Origin of the sequence: Flavobacterium phycosphaerae (assembly GCF_010119235.1) — a bacterium.
In the GTDB taxonomy this organism is placed as follows: domain Bacteria; phylum Bacteroidota; class Bacteroidia; order Flavobacteriales; family Flavobacteriaceae; genus Flavobacterium; species Flavobacterium phycosphaerae.
Genome location: NZ_JAAATZ010000002.1, coordinates 14,849 through 32,649, shown reverse-complemented (window position 1 = coordinate 32,649; position 17,801 = coordinate 14,849). Strand labels below are relative to the sequence as shown.

General features: G+C 31.4%; 14 protein-coding genes and 2 pseudogenes. All 16 read left to right on the top strand.

Going from position 1 to position 17,801, the window contains the following annotated elements; genetic code table 11:
- Positions 1–285: 285 nt before the first annotated feature.
- The 16 genes and pseudogenes from GUU89_RS14730 to GUU89_RS14855 all read left to right on the top strand — a co-directional run bounded on the left by GUU89_RS14730 (position 286) and on the right by GUU89_RS14855 (position 16,978).
- On the top strand, positions 286–672 hold the full coding sequence (locus tag GUU89_RS14730; protein ID WP_162128721.1) for a hypothetical protein: 387 nt from the start codon (positions 286–288) through the stop codon (positions 670–672).
- 8 nt (positions 673–680) lie between these two features.
- Complete coding sequence (locus GUU89_RS14725; protein ID WP_162128720.1) at positions 681–1,418, top strand: N-6 DNA methylase; 738 nt, start codon at positions 681–683, stop codon at positions 1,416–1,418.
- A gap of 416 nt (positions 1,419–1,834) precedes the next feature.
- Positions 1,835–2,878: a hypothetical protein gene (locus tag GUU89_RS14720; protein WP_162128719.1), complete on the top strand. Its 1,044-nt coding sequence runs from the start codon at positions 1,835–1,837 to the stop codon at positions 2,876–2,878.
- A gap of 909 nt (positions 2,879–3,787) precedes the next feature.
- Positions 3,788–4,207, top strand: a pseudogene (locus tag GUU89_RS15105) (helix-turn-helix domain-containing protein).
- Positions 4,208–4,388: 181 nt separating this feature from the next.
- Positions 4,389–7,117, top strand: a pseudogene (locus GUU89_RS15450) (class I SAM-dependent DNA methyltransferase).
- A gap of 44 nt (positions 7,118–7,161) precedes the next feature.
- Positions 7,162–7,428 (top strand): hypothetical protein, encoded by a 267-nt coding sequence (locus GUU89_RS15075; protein WP_235922098.1) that lies wholly within the window; start codon positions 7,162–7,164, stop codon positions 7,426–7,428.
- A gap of 38 nt (positions 7,429–7,466) precedes the next feature.
- Positions 7,467–8,348, top strand: coding sequence for a DEAD/DEAH box helicase (locus tag GUU89_RS15070; RefSeq protein ID WP_235922097.1), 882 nt, complete (start codon positions 7,467–7,469; stop codon positions 8,346–8,348).
- Between the two features lie 3,965 nt (positions 8,349–12,313).
- On the top strand, positions 12,314–12,829 hold the full coding sequence (locus GUU89_RS14705; RefSeq protein WP_162128718.1) for a hypothetical protein: 516 nt from the start codon (positions 12,314–12,316) through the stop codon (positions 12,827–12,829).
- A gap of 401 nt (positions 12,830–13,230) precedes the next feature.
- Positions 13,231–13,398 carry a hypothetical protein gene (locus GUU89_RS14700; RefSeq protein ID WP_162128717.1) on the top strand — a complete coding sequence of 56 codons (168 nt, stop codon included), beginning with the start codon at positions 13,231–13,233 and terminating at the stop codon, positions 13,396–13,398.
- 242 nt (positions 13,399–13,640) lie between these two features.
- Positions 13,641–13,964 carry a hypothetical protein gene (locus GUU89_RS14695; RefSeq protein ID WP_162128716.1) on the top strand — a complete coding sequence of 108 codons (324 nt, stop codon included), beginning with the start codon at positions 13,641–13,643 and terminating at the stop codon, positions 13,962–13,964.
- A gap of 345 nt (positions 13,965–14,309) precedes the next feature.
- On the top strand, positions 14,310–14,663 hold the full coding sequence (locus GUU89_RS14690) for a tetratricopeptide repeat protein (protein ID WP_162128715.1): 354 nt from the start codon (positions 14,310–14,312) through the stop codon (positions 14,661–14,663).
- On the top strand, positions 14,660–14,977 hold the full coding sequence (locus GUU89_RS14685; protein WP_162128714.1) for a tetratricopeptide repeat protein: 318 nt from the start codon (positions 14,660–14,662) through the stop codon (positions 14,975–14,977). The genes GUU89_RS14690 and GUU89_RS14685 overlap by 4 nt, the downstream gene beginning before the upstream one ends.
- Positions 14,978–15,143: 166 nt before the next feature.
- The gene (locus GUU89_RS14680; protein WP_162128713.1) at positions 15,144–15,542 is read left to right on the top strand and encodes a hypothetical protein; all 399 of its coding nucleotides are present in this window, start codon (positions 15,144–15,146) and stop codon (positions 15,540–15,542) included.
- Entirely contained in the window at positions 15,518–16,261 is a 744-nt protein-coding gene (locus GUU89_RS14675; RefSeq protein ID WP_162128712.1) for a hypothetical protein, read from the top strand. The genes GUU89_RS14680 and GUU89_RS14675 overlap by 25 nt, the downstream gene beginning before the upstream one ends.
- 175 nt (positions 16,262–16,436) lie before the next feature.
- Positions 16,437–16,691, top strand: coding sequence for a hypothetical protein (locus GUU89_RS14860; protein ID WP_202924485.1), 255 nt, complete (start codon positions 16,437–16,439; stop codon positions 16,689–16,691).
- 35 nt (positions 16,692–16,726) lie between these two features.
- Positions 16,727–16,978 (top strand): hypothetical protein, encoded by a 252-nt coding sequence (locus GUU89_RS14855; protein WP_202924484.1) that lies wholly within the window; start codon positions 16,727–16,729, stop codon positions 16,976–16,978.
- The last annotated feature ends 823 nt before the right edge of the window (positions 16,979–17,801 follow it).

The window sequence follows — 17,801 nt, the reverse complement described above, 5'->3', positions numbered from 1 at the left end:
AATTGCCGGAACAAGATGCAACGGAATTTATTTATCTATATGATCTGCAATTTTATTTAGACACGATTAATACTGATAAAAATAAAACATTTTGATTTTTAAATATATACTTGAAACGGAAACATCATACATTTACTTTTCACTAAATTTGCCGTAATACAAAACTATGGATACTAAAAAATTTTGGACTATACCGCTCTGAATGGGCTTGTTTTTGTAATCAAGTAAATGCTGCAAAAAATAATGCTGAAATTTTGTATATCAATGAAGCCAAAAAATTAGGAATTGACGCAATATTATTTAGAAGGTATTACGATACTGCTAGTGATGTACCAGTTCGCTCTGAGCAGTATGTATATTTACAAAGATGAAAGTTTCTTTAATACTCCTGCCCACATAAAATTGCATGCTGCCTTATGGAGTGCAGGGAGAAACGAAATCTACATTATCCAATCATCTACACGAACAGATATTATCAATGCTCGGAAACCTGCGATGGTTCAAAATGGGCATTTAAGTCTAGAAAATTTATTGCTTGCCTCTACTTCAACAATTGAGGGTATTAATGAAGAACGTTTTTCAGCATATTTATTTGGTAATGGTACTTTTTGGGAACAGCCTTTATTTACTGAGAGTATAGATGAAAAAATAGTCCATACATATTTCTACTAGATTATTTAATGACAGTTAGAAAGGAATTTACGAGTTCTCAGGAGCTCAATCTTTTACCTGAGACTATTGATAAACTGTTAGTTACTTCAATATTAATAAAATTTCTTGAAGATATTACTGATGATAAGGGCAAGCATACCTTAAGAAATCTATATAAAAAACATAAAATACAAACATTCGCTGAGGTAGTTGAAAATGGATTACTTGTTTCGATATTAAATGATTTATCCAATGAATTCAATGGAAAAATTGATAAGTTTTCTGAACTTGAAAAAAATCAGATTGCAAATGCTAATTTGAATCTTTTAGCAAATTTTCTTCGAGCAAATATTAATCTGAAAACCAATCAACTTTTTATTTGGGAACAATACAGTTTTAAACATCTACCGGCAGAGGTAATTAGTGCCATTTATGAAAATTTTATTCAAGCTGAGTCCGTAAGAAATACAGGAGGCAAAGAGAAAGGCGTCGTATATACACCAATTCATTTAGTTAACCTACTAATTGATGAAGTAATGCCACTTGATAAACCCGAACTTTTTAAGGATAATTCTTTTAGAGTTTTTGATCCGTCATGCGGATCTGGTGTTTTTCTTGTTGCAGCTTTCAAAAGACTTTTACAATGGTGGGCAATAAATAATAGTACTAGAGATAATATTCAATATCCAGACAGTAAAAATTTCTCAGAAAATATTGGAAGACAATATTTTGGTGTAGACTTAAAAAAAAACTGCCACACTTGTTAGTGTATTCAGTCTAACAACTGCTTTATTAGATAAATTACTCCTCAAGAAATATGGAATAACCTTGAATTAAAAGATTTAAGTCAAAAAATATTCAAAATAAAGATTTCTTCGATTGGTGTAATGATGCGGTTAAACAATCAATGAGATTTAATCTTGTCATTGGTAATCCACATTTAACCCAATAAAAGGCATAAGCAAAAAAAGTGCGGTTTCAAACGAAAAATTAGAACTTTTAAAGATAAAACCAAATCTTATTCCTGATAATAATTTTGCTTTGAAGTTTTTGAGGGTGGTTTATTTTTGCTGATAAATTTGCATGATCTCCATCAATGTATTGCTTTATAGTAAAAACTCTCAAAAATATAGAACAAGACTTTTTACAGACTTACAGTTAATAAAATTTATGATTTTACTCATTGAGGCGAGATTTATTTCATAAAACAGCAGACACTCCGGTTATTGCTATTATCGCTCAAAATATTGTATCTACACATCAGGACATTGAGCACGTAGTAGTCAAACGAATGGTTTCATCGGAAAAGAAAATCAGGTTTGAAATTGATTACTACGATTTCCATAAAGTACCTTGGAGTTGGGCAATTGATGAAAATAAAAAGTTTATTTGGAAAACAAATTTGCTAGGTGGAGGAAGGCTTTTTCATTTAATTTACCGATTAAACTCTTTTCCTACATTGGGAATGTATATAGAGAAAATGCAAAAGAAAAATGATTGGAAATTTAATATTGGTTATATCATTGGAAACGAAAATCAAAAGAATACAGCTTCCTATATTACTAACCAAGATTCAATAGTCAATATTGATTCCAATGGAAAGGTTAATACTGAAGTGGAAACTTCACAAACGTTTGAAGCTATTAGGGATGAAAAGCTATTTCAACCACCATTTCTGTTGCTGAAAGATGTAATAGGTAACGAAAATATTCCTGTTTATTTAATTGAAAACTATAAAAACAAGTATTTAACGTTTAAAAGAAAATTCACTGGCCTAAGTGTACCAAAAGTAGACATTGAAGAACTGAGACTAATTTATGATACAATAAAAAATAGATTTGCAAAATTATATCAACTTCATGTCTTAGCAAATAGTGCTAGTGTAATTGTTAAGCAAGAAACTTATTTAAATAAAGAAGATATAGAGGCATTACCATTTGATTCGAATTTTGGTGATAATGTCAATCTTTCCAAAAATGAAAATCTTATTCTATTTGATGTACTTAACTATTATATACATTTAGGCAAATCAATTGCAAACAGAAGTTCTGGTAAAATTTTACAAGATTCAGTCAATAAAAAACAGTTAGAAAATTTTGGAGAGACTTTTGCAATTCCCTTAATGAGATATATGCTACTGATGAAAAATGCTGGCAAATTGGAACATCCATTTTTACATCATCTTATATCATTTATCAATTTGGATATGGAAAAATCGGTGACCTAAAATATATAGATGGCAGTTTGCCTGATAATGGAATAAAGGAAATAATAGAAGATAAACTTTCAAATAGTGGAGCAATTTATCAACGAGTAATTAGAGTTTACACACATATCGATAATTACGATTGTATTTTTTTTATTAAACCACTTGCTCAGAGATATTGGTTAAAATATTGCCCTTAGGGATGCCGATGATACATTTTTGGACCTAAAACAAGCAGGATATTGATTATGGGTGCAGGTATAAGTGAATTTCGGGTACTCGAACCAAATAAAATTGTTCAGCAGCTTCTAACATTTGTTGAATCTGAAATTTCTGCTTTCAACATGTCGGATGAGTTTGTTGAAATTTTAAGTGTGAAAAAAAACGAAAACCAACATTCGTTATCTTTTTGTCTTCTTGACAATCAATGTCAATCTAAATTTATTTTGCTAGAGAGAATGCTCAATCAGGATCTAGTGTTATTGACATTGGTGTATATTTTGGTGCAATCTTAATATTTACTTTTGAAGCAAAGCTTTTACCCACTCCTATCCCAAAAAATTCAAGTCGTGTTGAACATGAATATGTTTATGGAAAAGGTGCTGGAATTCAAAGATTTCGCGACGGTAGACATGGTAGAGATAACTCTAATAATTATTTACAAGAGCGGTCTATTAGCATTATTTTAAAGGATGATTTTGATTTTTGGCTAGATAAAATTAATCAATGGATAATGGATGCTAAATGGAATGAGTCCGAAAAACTAAATAAATATATTTTGGTGATTATGGCAAGCTTTTGTCAAAGCATACTCGTCTAAATCAAAATGATATTACTCTACATCATTTTTGGATTAATCTATCTTAAAATGGTATTATCTCAGTCGTTGATTTATCAAAAACATATTAAAAATTTTATTACATTTGAAATATGAATACTACAATCAAACCAAAACATATAGGTCGTAACATCGGTCGAATTCGCGAGCTTCGTGGTATGAAACAAGAAGCTTTAGCAATTGCTATTGGGTCACACAGCAAACAATTTCGAATATTGAAAAAAGTGAAACTGTTGAAGAAGAAAAATTAGAACTAATTGCAAAAGAATTGGGAATGACAGTCGAAGCAATTAAGAACTTTTCGGAAGAAAATGTTGTAAATTTTTTAATACATTTTATGACAATAGTGGCACAAATAGTGCTTTTGGTAATTACAATCAAAATCATTTAATTTCAACCCCATAGAAAAATTGGTTGAATCTTTTGAAGAAAACAAAGAACTTTATAAAGCACTTCTACAAGCAGAAAAAGACAAAGTTGCCTATCTAGAAAAACTACTGAATAACAAATAAATACCACAATTATAATTTTTTATCCGGTTTGTATGAAGACCTCCTTTATTGGAGGTTTTTTATTTTAATTAGTTTATTTGTAATATACTTTATTTTGATGCATTTTAATTAAAAATGCATTTCAAATCAATGACTATTTGGAAGATTATTACTAAGTTTGAGAAATTGATTCAGATTAAAAATGAACTCCACTCAAATAGAAAAAAACCTCAACGAACTTGTAAAATCAATTGATAATGAAAATTTTATCTATGATCTTTTAGTCGCTTATGGTATTTCAAAAACTTCAATTACCCGTTTAAAAAAAGGAGATTTTAATTTATCTAATAAAGAGGGTGAAGTTTATATAAAAAGAAAGTGTTATTTAAAGAAGTAGTATCAGATAAACTACTTACAACTATCGATGATTTAACAAAAAGTGAGGAAGATTTAAAACATAATCCTCGTTTTGTTATAGTTACTGACTATAAAACTTTATTAGCAAAAGATACTAGACTGGGTTAACTCTTGATACTCCTATTTCAGAGATTAATAAACGCTTTGACTTCTTTTTGCCATGGTCAGGTCAGGAAAAATACCAACAAAAAAATGACAACCATGCTGACCGTAAGGCATCATATGAAATGGCAAAACTGTACGATATCCTTGTACATGAAAATCCGAATATCTATAATGATGGAGGTCACAACTTAAATATCTTTTTATCTAGAATATTGTTTTGCTTTTTTGCTGAGGATACTGGAATATTTGAAGATGAAGGTATTTTCACAAATACACTTGCTCAACACACAAAAACAGATGGTAGCGATGTACATAGTTTTCTCGATAGACTTTTCCATGTATTAAATACTAAGGACAACAGTTCAGAACCTGATTATTTAAAAGCATTTCCTTATGTAAATGGAGGTTTGTTTAGAGATACTTCATTCTCCAACCTTTTCAACCAAAGCAAGGAAAATTATCTTAGAATGTGGAGATTTAAATTGGAGTGAAATAAATCCAGATATATTTGGGTCAATGATTCAAGCGGTAGTCAACGAGAGTATAGAAGCGGCCTTGGAATGCATTACACATCAGTTCCAAATATTATGAAAGTTATTGAACCTTTGTTTTTAAATGAATTGTATGAAGAATTCGGAAAAAGTAAAGACAATCCAAATAAACTCCGTAAGTTAATCTTTAGACTCTCAAAAATAAAAGTATTCGACCCTGCTTGTGGTAGTGGAAATTTTTTAATCATTGCTTATAAAGAATTACGAAAACTTGAAATCGAAATTTGGAAACAGATTGATTTATTGAAAAAAGAAAGTAAGCAGTCATATCAAACAGAAACCGTTTATACAGAAATCAAACTATCTCAGTTTTATGGTATTGAACTTGATGATTTTGCTCATGAAATGGCTATACTTTCTCTTTGGTTAGCAGAGCATCAAATGAACAAAATATTCATCGATGAACTTTTTGATTTCGGTCGTGCAAGACCAATCTACCATTAAAAGAAGCCGGACATATAACATCCGGCAATGCAACTAGAGTAGATTGGAAATTGGCATGCCCAGTTAAAAATGAAAATGAAATATATATTTTAGGAAATCCGTACCTTGGTGCCAGGCTTCAAGATGAAGTGCAAAAAGAAGATATGAGTATTGTATTTCACAATGTCAAAGGGTACAATAACATGGATTATATCGCTAGCTGGTTTTATTTAGGAAAAAAATATATTGATGGCATAAATGCGAAATGTGCATTTGTATCAACAAATTCTATTTGTCAAGGAGAACAAGTAGCCCTTATATGGCCAAATATTTTATCAGATTCTATCGAAATTGACTTTGCACATCAATCATTTAAATGGACTAATAATGCAAAGGGAAATGCTGGAGTTTATGTTATTATTGTTGGTCTTAGAAACGTCTCAAATAAGCAGAAATATATCTATATTGATAATTTTGAGAAAAAAGCAGAAAATATAAGTCCGTACTTAGTTGAAGGTAATCCACAAATTATATCTAAAAAGACAAAAAGTATTTCAAATTTACCTGAAATAAATTTTGGAAGCATGGCCAATGATGGTTTTTTAATACTTTCTAAAGACGAAAAAGACGAAATACTTTCAATAAACCCGGAAGCCCATTTATTGATTAAAAAACTAATAGGTTCTTTAGAATTAATCAGAGGTAAAGAAAGATACTGTTTGTGGATTTCAGAAAATAAAGACTTAGCATATGAAATTCCCGAAGTAAAGAAAAGAATTGACTTAACATTTAATATAAGAAATAAAAGTAAACGTGAATCGACAAAAGAGTTAGCGAGTATACCTTTTAAATTTGCAGAAATAAGACATCAGGAAACAAATTCAATTATTGTTCCAAGAGTATCCTCTGAAAACAGAAAATATATCCCTGTTGATTTTCTAGATGAAAATTTCATAATTTCAGATTCAGCTTTGGCAATATATAACGTACAACCTTGGATTTTGGTATAATATCCTCTGCAATTCATATGGTTTGGGTTAAAGCTATTGGAGGTAAATTAAAAACGGACTATCGTTATTCAGCAGGCTTGTGTATAAACACTTTCCCTTTTCCAAATATTAATGAAAAGCAAAAAGAGCAAATCAATCTACATGTTTTTGAGGTGTTAGATGAGAGAGCCAAATATCCTCAAAAGACATTAGCACAACTTTACGATCCTATAAAAATGCCGTCAGGCTTAAAAGAGGCTCATAAGGAATTAGACCTTGCAATTGAGAGGTGTTACCGCTTAAAGCCATTTGAAAGTGATGTTGAAAGATTGGAGTATTTATTCAAATTGTACGGTGAAATGACGACAAAAAATAATTTGTTTCAAAAGATAAAAAAACGAAAAAAGCTAAATAAACATGCCAAATATAGTACATGTTCAATATAACCAAACTGGCAAAAGCAAAAGCACAAATGAGTTTGGTATGAGAAATGCAAGAACGAGCTTTTGAAGCACGTTCAGCTCAATATTTATTGATTAAAGCGCCACCCGCATCAGGTAAATCTCGTGCTTTAATGTTTATTGGATTAGACAAGCTAATTAATCAAGGATTAAAAAAAGTAATTGTAGCAGTCCCTGAGCGTTCCATTGGTAGTTCATTTGGAAAACAGCATTATCTAAATACGGTTTCTTTGCTGATTGGGAACCCAATCCAATATACAATTTATGTACACCGGGTGGTGATTCTAGTAAAGTAAAAGCATTTAATAATTTCTTAGCAAGTGATGAAAAACTATTGATATGTACACATGCAACGCTGCGCTTTGCTTGCGAAGGCATTGATGAAAAAGCTTTCAACGATGTTGTTATTGCTATAGATGAATTTCATCACGTTTCTGCAGATGGAAATAATAGATTAGGAGAAGTATTAAGAGCCATTATGGCTAAATCTACAGCACATATAGTTGCTATGACTGGTTCTTACTTTAGAGGTGATAGTGTACCTGTATTATTACCTGAATCCGAGAGACAATTCATCAAGGTTACTTACAATTACTATGAACAACTTAATGGATATGAACATTTAAAATCTTTAGGTATTGGTTATCACTTTTATCAAGGACGATATACTTCTGCTATTGATGAATATTTAGACGAAACCAAAAAAACAATTGTTCATATTCCAAGTGTCAATTCTGGTGAATCTACTAAAGAAAAATATGAGGAAGTAAACAAAATAATTGATAGTCTAGGTGATTTAGAATATCAAGATCCAGACACTGGTGTATTGTTTGTTCGAAGTAATAAAACTGGCAATTTATTAAAGGTTGCAGATTTAGTCCATGACAACCAAAAAGATAGAGACAAAATTCAGGAGTATTTACGAGTTTCGAATAATCCGGAAGATATCGATATTATAATTGCTTTAGGAATGGCAAAAGAAGGTTTTGACTGGCCGTTCTGCGAACATGCTTTGACAGTTGGCTATAGAGGTTCATTAACGGAGATCATTCAAATCATCGGAAGATGTACCAGAGATAGTGAAAATAAAACTCATGCCCAATTTACTAATTTGATTGCGCAACCTGATGCAGAAGATGGCGAAGTCAAATTATCAGTAAATAATATGTTAAAGGCAATTACGGCATTTTATAATGGAACAGGTTTTGGCTCCTAACTTTAAATTTAAACCTAAATTCCCGAGGATGATAGTGAAGACGATGAAGATACAATACGGATTAATGGATTTAAAAACCTTCATCATCTAGAGTAAGAGAAATATTGAATCAGATATCAATGATTTAAAAGCTACTATCTACAGGATGATGTAATGAAAAAGCTTTGCCTGGTAATGTGGACCCGGAAGTAATAATAAAGTACTGATTCCTAAAATTATCAGAGAACGTATCCTGACTTAACAGAAGAAGAAGTTGAAGAAGTTCGTCAGCATGTGGTTGTGGATTCTGTAATTAAGAATGGTCATATAGAAACACAAGGTGACAAACGCTTTATCAGAATGGCAGACAGTTTTGTAAATATTGATGATATCAATATTGATTTAATTGACACTATAATCCATTTCAGAAAGCATTTGAAATATTGTCAAAATCGGTCACGCTTCGGTATTCAAAGCAATTCAAGAAACCATCGATGCTACTAGAATTCAAATGACAGAGGAAGAAGCAATTTTACTTTGGCCTAAATCAAGAATTGGAAGATAAGAACGGGAGTTGAACCAAGTATACAGTCTTTTGATCCAAGAAAAAAGATTAGCTGAAGCATCATATTTTTGCGGGAACAGAAACGTAAAGCTATGGCAATGAATAAAAAGAAAACACTAGAAACATTTTCAACGATGATAATTTGGTATTTAGATTCAAAGCCCAAAGTATCAAATATCAAATCAGAGGACGAAAGATAATAGATTTTTCCAGGAAATCAATGCTTTTTTGAAAAAAATAAAAGAGAACCAAAAGCAGATGTTTATGTGGTTTCAGAAAGAACTTTAGGCGTGAGATTAAAAGAGTTAAGGTCTAATCAAAAAATATAGAATCTTAAAGCCACATGATACTCATAACTTATTAGGCAATGCAGTTATTGAAATAATTCGATAGCAGATATAATGAATGACGATGATTTTGGTCTATTAGATACTGACGATACATTGGAAATTTTTAAACTAAAACGTTCCAAGTTCAAAAGATCGAGAAGAAGCTGATTTTGTTGCAAGAAGAAAACCTATTAAAGATTCCGAGTTTACCACTTATGAACCTGCCTTCTTAAAGTCATGAAGAATTAAGAAAAGGGTTGAGAAATTAAAACCATTTGACAGTACCGAAACTAACTTAGAAGAGGGAAGATTCTATATTTAGATGGCATATTACTATTTCTTGAGCGCGTAGATGTAGAAGAAAAGAGCGAAAAATTCCTTCCGGAAACAGAGTTCGAAAAGATGGTCGTACTAGAATCATTTTTGAAAATGGGACTGAAAGTAATATGCTGTATCGTTCATTGGGTAAACAACTTCTAAACAATGGAAAAATTGTTACAGAAACAGATAGCTCAATAGAAATGAATTGTTTAAAAACGCAAACATGTCAATGAAGATGATACTGAAACTGGTTGGATCTACATTCTAAAATCCAAATCGACAAACAAAGATATTGCATCAATTAAAGACTTTATAAAATTGGTTCTCTAAAGTAGATGTTAAAGATAGAGTGAAGAATGCCAAAAAGAACCAACTTATCTTATGGCAGATGTTCACATTGTTTCAACAATTAAATGCTATAATATTAATCCACATAATTTGAGCAATTGTTACATCGCTTTTTTGCTGAGGTATGTTTAAATGTGGATATCTATGATGAAAATGGTAGACGAATAACTCCTCGGAATGGTTTGTTGTCCCTCTTCCTGTAATTGACAAAGTAATTGATTTAATAATAGCTGAGTCGATAGTAAATATCGATATGATAGTGTTTGCAGGATATCGTATTACGATCATAATTATAAAAAAAGACACTTATTATGTTTTTGACTCTTCAAAAATACATAGCTAATGACATTAATTTCCAATATAGTTCACAATGATTTATCATTATTGCAAGTGATAAAAGAAGGACTATAACACTTCCTGAAAATAAACTCGATCGGTGGACGATGAAAATAAATTGTTATTGGGTGTAAACTATGCTTTAGGGGTTCAAGGAACGTTAAAAACAAAAAAAGAAAAATACCTTGAAAAATAAGAGCTTTTGTAAAAGAGCATCCTAACGCAAATCCGCCGGAGTTTATCCAAGAATTTTAGGATTATTTCCAAACATAAATGAAGATGAATTTGTTACAGATTAAACCTTACTTTTCAGGCTTCTATGAGGACGCTTTATTTCTTATTACATCAATGCAATCAATTTTGATGTAATTATAATTCCGAGAGCGACAAAGATGGTATAAGAGCAAATAATGAAATGACCGCTTAATGGAGGAAAGTATTCTACTCAGAACTTACTAATTCATATTAAAAGCTATCTCAGAGCCAATGGTATTTACCAAGTATTAAACTCCCAATTTATTAGAATTTGACCGCAATGTATTAGTCCAATCACTTGATTTGCATACAGCAAATTCATGACAATGATTTGCGTTATTTACAATTGGAGGTAAAATGGAGTACTGCGTATTTTCAAAACAAACCATAATTGAAACTAACCTATGAATTACAACCAAGAAAAGTTTCCTAATGATTTTACACAGTTAATTGAGAAATGTGACAGAGTAATTGAAAATATTAACAACACTTTCTAATCCAAATTGTCTATCTGTAAAAGAACTGTACCAGACCGAAAAGGTCATAAACAAAAGGATTTCTAACTAAACTTCAGTAACTTGTAATTCCAAACTAGCAAAAAAAGCAATAAACTAGACGAACTAAAAGGACTTATTATTTGGTGAATTACAAGAAAATAATAAATAGTTCAATTTATGTAGGTATTTCGAACAGTATTTAGAAGATTATATCAACATGCTTGGGGTACTAAACACAATGAAACTAGTTTTTCATATTTAAAAGCAAAACATTTTTCAGGACATAAAGGTTTACGAAATGAATTACCACTGAATTATTAAAAATTCAACAGGTGAAAATTAAAGATTACAGAGTAATTGTAATTCCGGAGAACTAGACTATGATTTGTATTTCATGGAAGTTTATATTGCCGGTAAATTGAAGACAAATGGATAGTTTTAAAACTCATTAAACTATGTTTTACGAAGATTATAATAGTGCTCAAAACAATATGCTAACGGAATTTATCAAATCAAGCAGGATACTTACAATCTAAAGTTGATATTCAAAATGAACCGGCTTTGCACATGAATAAAGTGTCACTTCTTTTCGCTTTACATTTTCAAAAGAAGGCAATCTACTGAGAAGATTGAAGAAAGTTCAAAGGTAAAAGCAAATTACAGTTTTCTATAATAATCCAATCAGTTAATAAGAATACTAAAATCTGAACTGAATACAAACAAACTTCTTGGGGAAACTACAATATCATATAATGGTAATAACAAAGTTGAGTTAGAAACTTATACTGAATATGAGCCATTTAATAGTATCAAAATTGAACAACAAAAACACAATTATTACGAAAACAAAGAAACGATAAGATATACAAGTGATTCTGATCTTTTTGAAAATGGTACTTATACAGTTTGTTACGACGATAAAAATAGAATTATTGAGGAAAGTTAGAACGAGATAGCGATGGTATTGTCTATTGGAATAAATTCGAATTTGACGAAAAAAAAAAAATACAATTAAAACTTTTGATATCAATGAAAATACAGGTAAAACTGAATTATGTTACCTTGAAACTGTAATGAAAGAAACTTGAAATTAGTTGTGAATGTTTGAAGATAATGGTTGGAAAAAACATTTCACCATGAATATGACAAAAATGGAAATTGGATTCAAATGCATTCCTATATTGACGATATATTACAGTACCACATTATACGTGAAATAACCTATTATAATTAGGCTAGCAGGCATTTGTGGATAACAATTTTACTTTGTTACATACAACCTATTTTGTTTCATACCCCTCTGACGTTACTAATTGCATGAAAATTACATGCACGATGGAAACAACAATTTTACCTCTCGAAGAAATTCAGCTTACCCTGGATTCAATTAACAAAAGACTCAATCCATGTACCGTTTTTGTATTTGGTTATAGGAATAATTCATCTATTACTTCTAATATTCTTCAATCTCAATTAGAAAGAAACACGGCCATTCACCATTTTGATATTTTAATCATTTCGGACAAGGCATACCCGGGTGGATCTACTGATATTGCTAATTTAATAGCTGAACGTTCAGGGAAAATTATTTCAGTATCGCTACTAATCCATAAACCAACTGATTTAGCATCAAATCAATTAAACCAACAATTGTTTTTTGATAAAGTCTTTAGAAAAGGTCAGCGTTTGTATATAGATAAATCGGCTCCTCCTTTTATAAAATCTAATGGAATACTTTATCGCGATATAAATATAGACCGTGATTACTGGCTTAAATGTTCTGCTGTAGCTGATTTTATTTACAATCAGTTTCCATTACTCAAAATCCGGAAATTGTACTATGTAGTATAGCCAATCTTCACATAGCTATAGAACAAATAGTTCTTGGATTAATCCGTGTTTTTATGGGATATATGCCCAATGAGTATAGTTTAAAATATCTTCTTCTTTTATGTGGCCATTTTACAACACTGCCATCTGAAATCTTTTCGCAACAATCTGAATTGGCAACAAAAAGATATAAAATGTTGTGTGCTCCACCATCAATGCTAAGGCATTGGTATAGGCTAAATGCAGAGTTAGAGGATTATTTATGGATTCTTAATGCCTGCCAAAATTTCTACAAACAAGCTAATACTATAGCACTTCAAGAACTAGAACGAATAGATAACACAAAAACTATTATACCATGACAACAAATTCTCAACACTGCGCCAGAGCTGCGTGACTTAGCAGCTAAGTACTTCGTTCTTTTGGAATCTCAAAATGTTAAAAAGAAACGTGACACTATTCAATTAAACCTCTCCGGCTATTCCGATGTAATGTTTCTTATTGCCGATATCGTTAAAGTTTCCATTTTAGCATTAGAAGCTGGTGACCACGGTGGTTCAGCACATATACCGGAACCATCAACAATATAGCGGGTGTCTTGGGTGTTATTTTAGACTTGATACCTTATGAAGAAGCTGATTTATTAGATTACATAAGAGAATCAATATTACAACCGGTGGAAGCAAGTTCAATCGCATCGGATTTTATCGAGGAAAACATTTATCTATCTCTTCCTTCACAGTTAGCAAACTGCTAATAGCAATTTAAAATCTAAACATATGAAAGCTGAATTTGAAAAACTCCTTAAAATTCTGACTGGTTGTTGAATTCCATGAAGCAACATCCCAAGCGAGACGATATCTGGCAAATTACGATTAACTTTTCAAGTTATTCGTCGCTATATGCGACAGTTTCAGACCTAATGAAATTATGTTGTGTAGCTTGGCAAACAGAAGAACCCTATATTTCAGATACTGTAGGTAATCCTAATATTGATTTTGCAAACATCATAGAACTTGCATTACAGTTAATGCCCAAAGGTGAATCAGAATTTCTCGATGAAGTACATAGAATTAAATTAAACGTTGATGATAAACCGGAACCTATACCTGAATATAACTACAGTACAACTACTATTCTCCAATCCTCAGCTTAGTATTCTTTATTATGAGCGAATGGCTCGGGCAATACGAGGCTTCCATTTTCCTGCTGTCCGTTCTACTTCGTGCCACTTCCATCAGGCTATTTAAAATGCAGTAGGCTTATTTGACTACTGCATTTCATTTTTTAGTTAATATCTACTTACATGTATTTTAAAACCATTTATTCATTTAAATGGTTTTATTTTGAACTAACTTGTTAATAATTAATCATAAATCAATATTCATATCTACTCAAATTGCAATATTTTAATCTTAACATTTGTTTGAATAAGTTGTGTAAACTTGAGTATATTTACTAGTTATGCGATATTATCAGAACTCCCTAATAAATAAGAAGAATGGATTATAAAGACTTTAAAAAATTTGTATACGCAACAACATTTGAATCTGCATTTAAACTTGGAGAAATTGCTCTCGAAAACAAAGATTTTGAAGGAGCTATTTTGAATTTTACTCAAGCTTTAGAATTTAATCCTAATTCTTTAGAAGCAAATGCACATAAACTGTTATGCCTATTTGCTTTAAATAGATTTGAAGCTTGTATTCCTATTGGCGAAAAACTAATTCTTATTGAACCTGACAAGGAGCGGAACTATGTAACATTAGCTAACTGTTATATGGAACTTAAAGAATATGATAAAGCAGAAATTATTTTACAAAAGCTATTAGCATCGACCCGAAAAACTATATGAATTTCACTCAACGTGGTGAATCAAGATTACGCAATGGAAAATATCATGAAGCTTTTTTTGATTTTTCAAAGTGTATAGAAATAGAACCAAAAATGATTCCAGTGTATAATTTTAGAGCTAAAACAAGAGGATTGCTCAAAGATTATAAAGGAGCAATCGAAGATTATTTAATTGTTTTAAGTGATAAACCAGATCATGGACAAGCTTTATATGAAATTGGCATTACTTACTTTATGACGACCAAATGGAAAAAGGAGAAAACGCACTTAGAAAAGCTGAAAAACTTGGAATTCAAAAAGCTACAGAAGTATTAAATAGTAAAAAAGAATAACATAGCATAACAGCCGTTTGGCGTAATAGCTGGTTTGTCTTTCTTGGAAAATACTCTAGACATAAGCATTTCTTATCACATTTTTCTTTAACTTGCCGCTACTACGCCAAGCGGCGGCACGTTAGCAGCTAGTTTTCAAACCTTTAAATATGAACTCAATACAAGCAATAGAAGAAGGCTCATTTCAGTTGCCAAAATCCTACGACAAACCCATTACATTTTTAAGTTTTATAGAGAAATCTTTTAAAGAATATTTAGAGATTTTAGAAAATATTGATGAAGGTACAATTGTCGATAAACTGAAAATTATTAAGCCAAAAATTCATACTTTATGCGATGAACTACTAGAATCTTATAGACAATTATACCTAGGCTACGTTTCTAAATCTTATTCTCATTTTGACAAAGGCATGCAACAAATAGAGAAGTATTTAGTAAGTGAATTTGACGCCAGTCATCCTTTAGGTGAAAACAGGCTTTTATTTAGAGGTAGAAAAAGTGAAAAGAAGTCGATAGAGATGGAATGTTTCATCTACCGTTTGAATTAAGACATAAAGCAACTACACAAAGATTTAGTATACCAGGATTACCCTGCCTTTACCTTGCTAATTCTTCATATGTCTGTTGGGAAGAATTAGATAGACCTGATTTTAATGACTTTTATCTTTCAAGATTTGAAATAAAGGATTTTATGAAATTAAATGCTTTAGATATTTCTTTAACACCGAAAAGCTTGGCTACTCTCATCAATAAAACAAGTGAAATTATGGAAGAAGGAATTGATGGTTGGGATTCTATGATACTTGATTATATTATCAAATGGCCTTTGATTTTTTGTTGTAGTATCAAAGTTCTAAATACTGACGCAACTTTCAAACCCGAATATATAATACCTCAGTATTTATTAGATTGGGTTCGACAAAATAAAAGATTGAATGCTATTAAATATTTTTCCGTAAAGGCTCATTTAAATCAAGATGCTGATTATTCCAAATTCATTAATATTGTTTTTCCTGTTCAAGAAATAAAAGACACCGGATATTGTTCACATCTGTCGAGCAGCTTTGCTTACACAAATCCGAAACGCTTTGCTGACATTGACACAACAAGTGAAATCAGTCAAGAAGGTTTTGAAAATTACATTATGAATTTCAGACCTGAAACTTCTATTTTATTAAGTGAGTTGAAAGGTTTTGAAGAAGGATACACAAAAAGTCATTTTGGGCGATTTGAAATTAATGTGTGCTCTGATGTGGCCCTGCAATAAGCCAGCTGATAATAGCCATTTCACGCAATTGCAAGTTTTGTGGTAAGTTCACATTTACGTTTCGCAATAATTTTTATCTTTAACAGAGAATAATCCGTTCCGAACTTCGCAACTACATGCAGCGGGGAAACAGTTATGGACAATTGTAAAAAAGATTACGCTCAATCAAGAAACAATGGATGAATTTCAATATCGAATAACAAGAACTCAAAAGAATGAAATAGCTCAAAACCTAATTGATATTTTACAGAAAGATACTGCCATTTTAGACTCTACCGTAATATTCATTTGTAATTGGGTTCGTACTGGTCCAGATGGAAAAAGAAAAGCTTTTTTCGATGTCTGGGATATTGTTTTAAAGAATTATCTACCAACAACAAGACCTATTTTATTTCGCACGTGTGGAAGAATTAATAAGAATGGTAAATAGCAAGTTTTACTGGACGACTAGAATGTGTACGAAGAATGAGTAAAGGTAGTGGCTTTTTAATTATTTGTGACACTAGGGAAACTCTTGAATATGATGAATGTTTTCGTAATTTGGGTAGTTATAAACGAACATTTTTCCCTCTTGTTAATGTTTTGATCAAAGCAAGGGATTCTGGAGGAAGCGGTTTTTCTGAAAGATTCTTGGATGAATTTATTGGCGAAGATGAATATATAATGAGAATAAATCTGGATTATTCTTCCAGTTTTAAATGTATGAAAAATGTTTGATAAAACATAAGTCAACTGCCTATAACAGCCTGTACGCAATTGCGGATTTTGTTGTGAGTTCACTTTTACAATTCGCAGGTAATTTTATCTTAGTGGTATAAAAATAGTTGCTTAGTACGTAGCCTTCCACAATGTCGGAACGTTATAAATTCCTTTGCCACTTCTTCCCAACGCTCCTAAAAAAATTACCGTCACAGTTATTGATGCAATAACACGTACACTGCGTGACTTGCGCCGGTAATTTTTTCTCCAAAGCTTAGTTACATAATGTGGCGTTATAGTTCATAAAGAAACTCCCTGCATCTGTAGAACCCAAATCATGAACTATAACAACATTATGTAAAAAAGCCGCGCACCCAACGCTCTCGTCGGCGGTTCAGCGGCAACTTTTTTAATAGCTCCCATCGCATCACCCAGCTATTAAAAAAACCACCACTTCACCGCCGCCATAAACAACGTTTACCTTTTCAATAGAAGCATTCCGGTTATCTCAATTTCTATTAACTTTCTCTTTAACTGTCTTTATCAGCTAAACGCTTAAATCGGTAGTGTTTGCATTGCTTTTATGAGTGCCTTCCCTAATACTTTACAACTATACCGCTGAATACTGGCTACTGATTACTGAACACTAATTCCGGCACCCATAAAACCAAAACCAAGCAAGAGTATCATTGCTTTATTTGCTCATAACAACAGTATACATTGCTTTCACGATAGCAGATGCAACACCGTTACAAATCACATTTGTTCTGGCAACAGTATTCTGCAAACTGTACATTATTTCATGGCATCAGCTATCCATAAAAGCAATCACAAATTACCC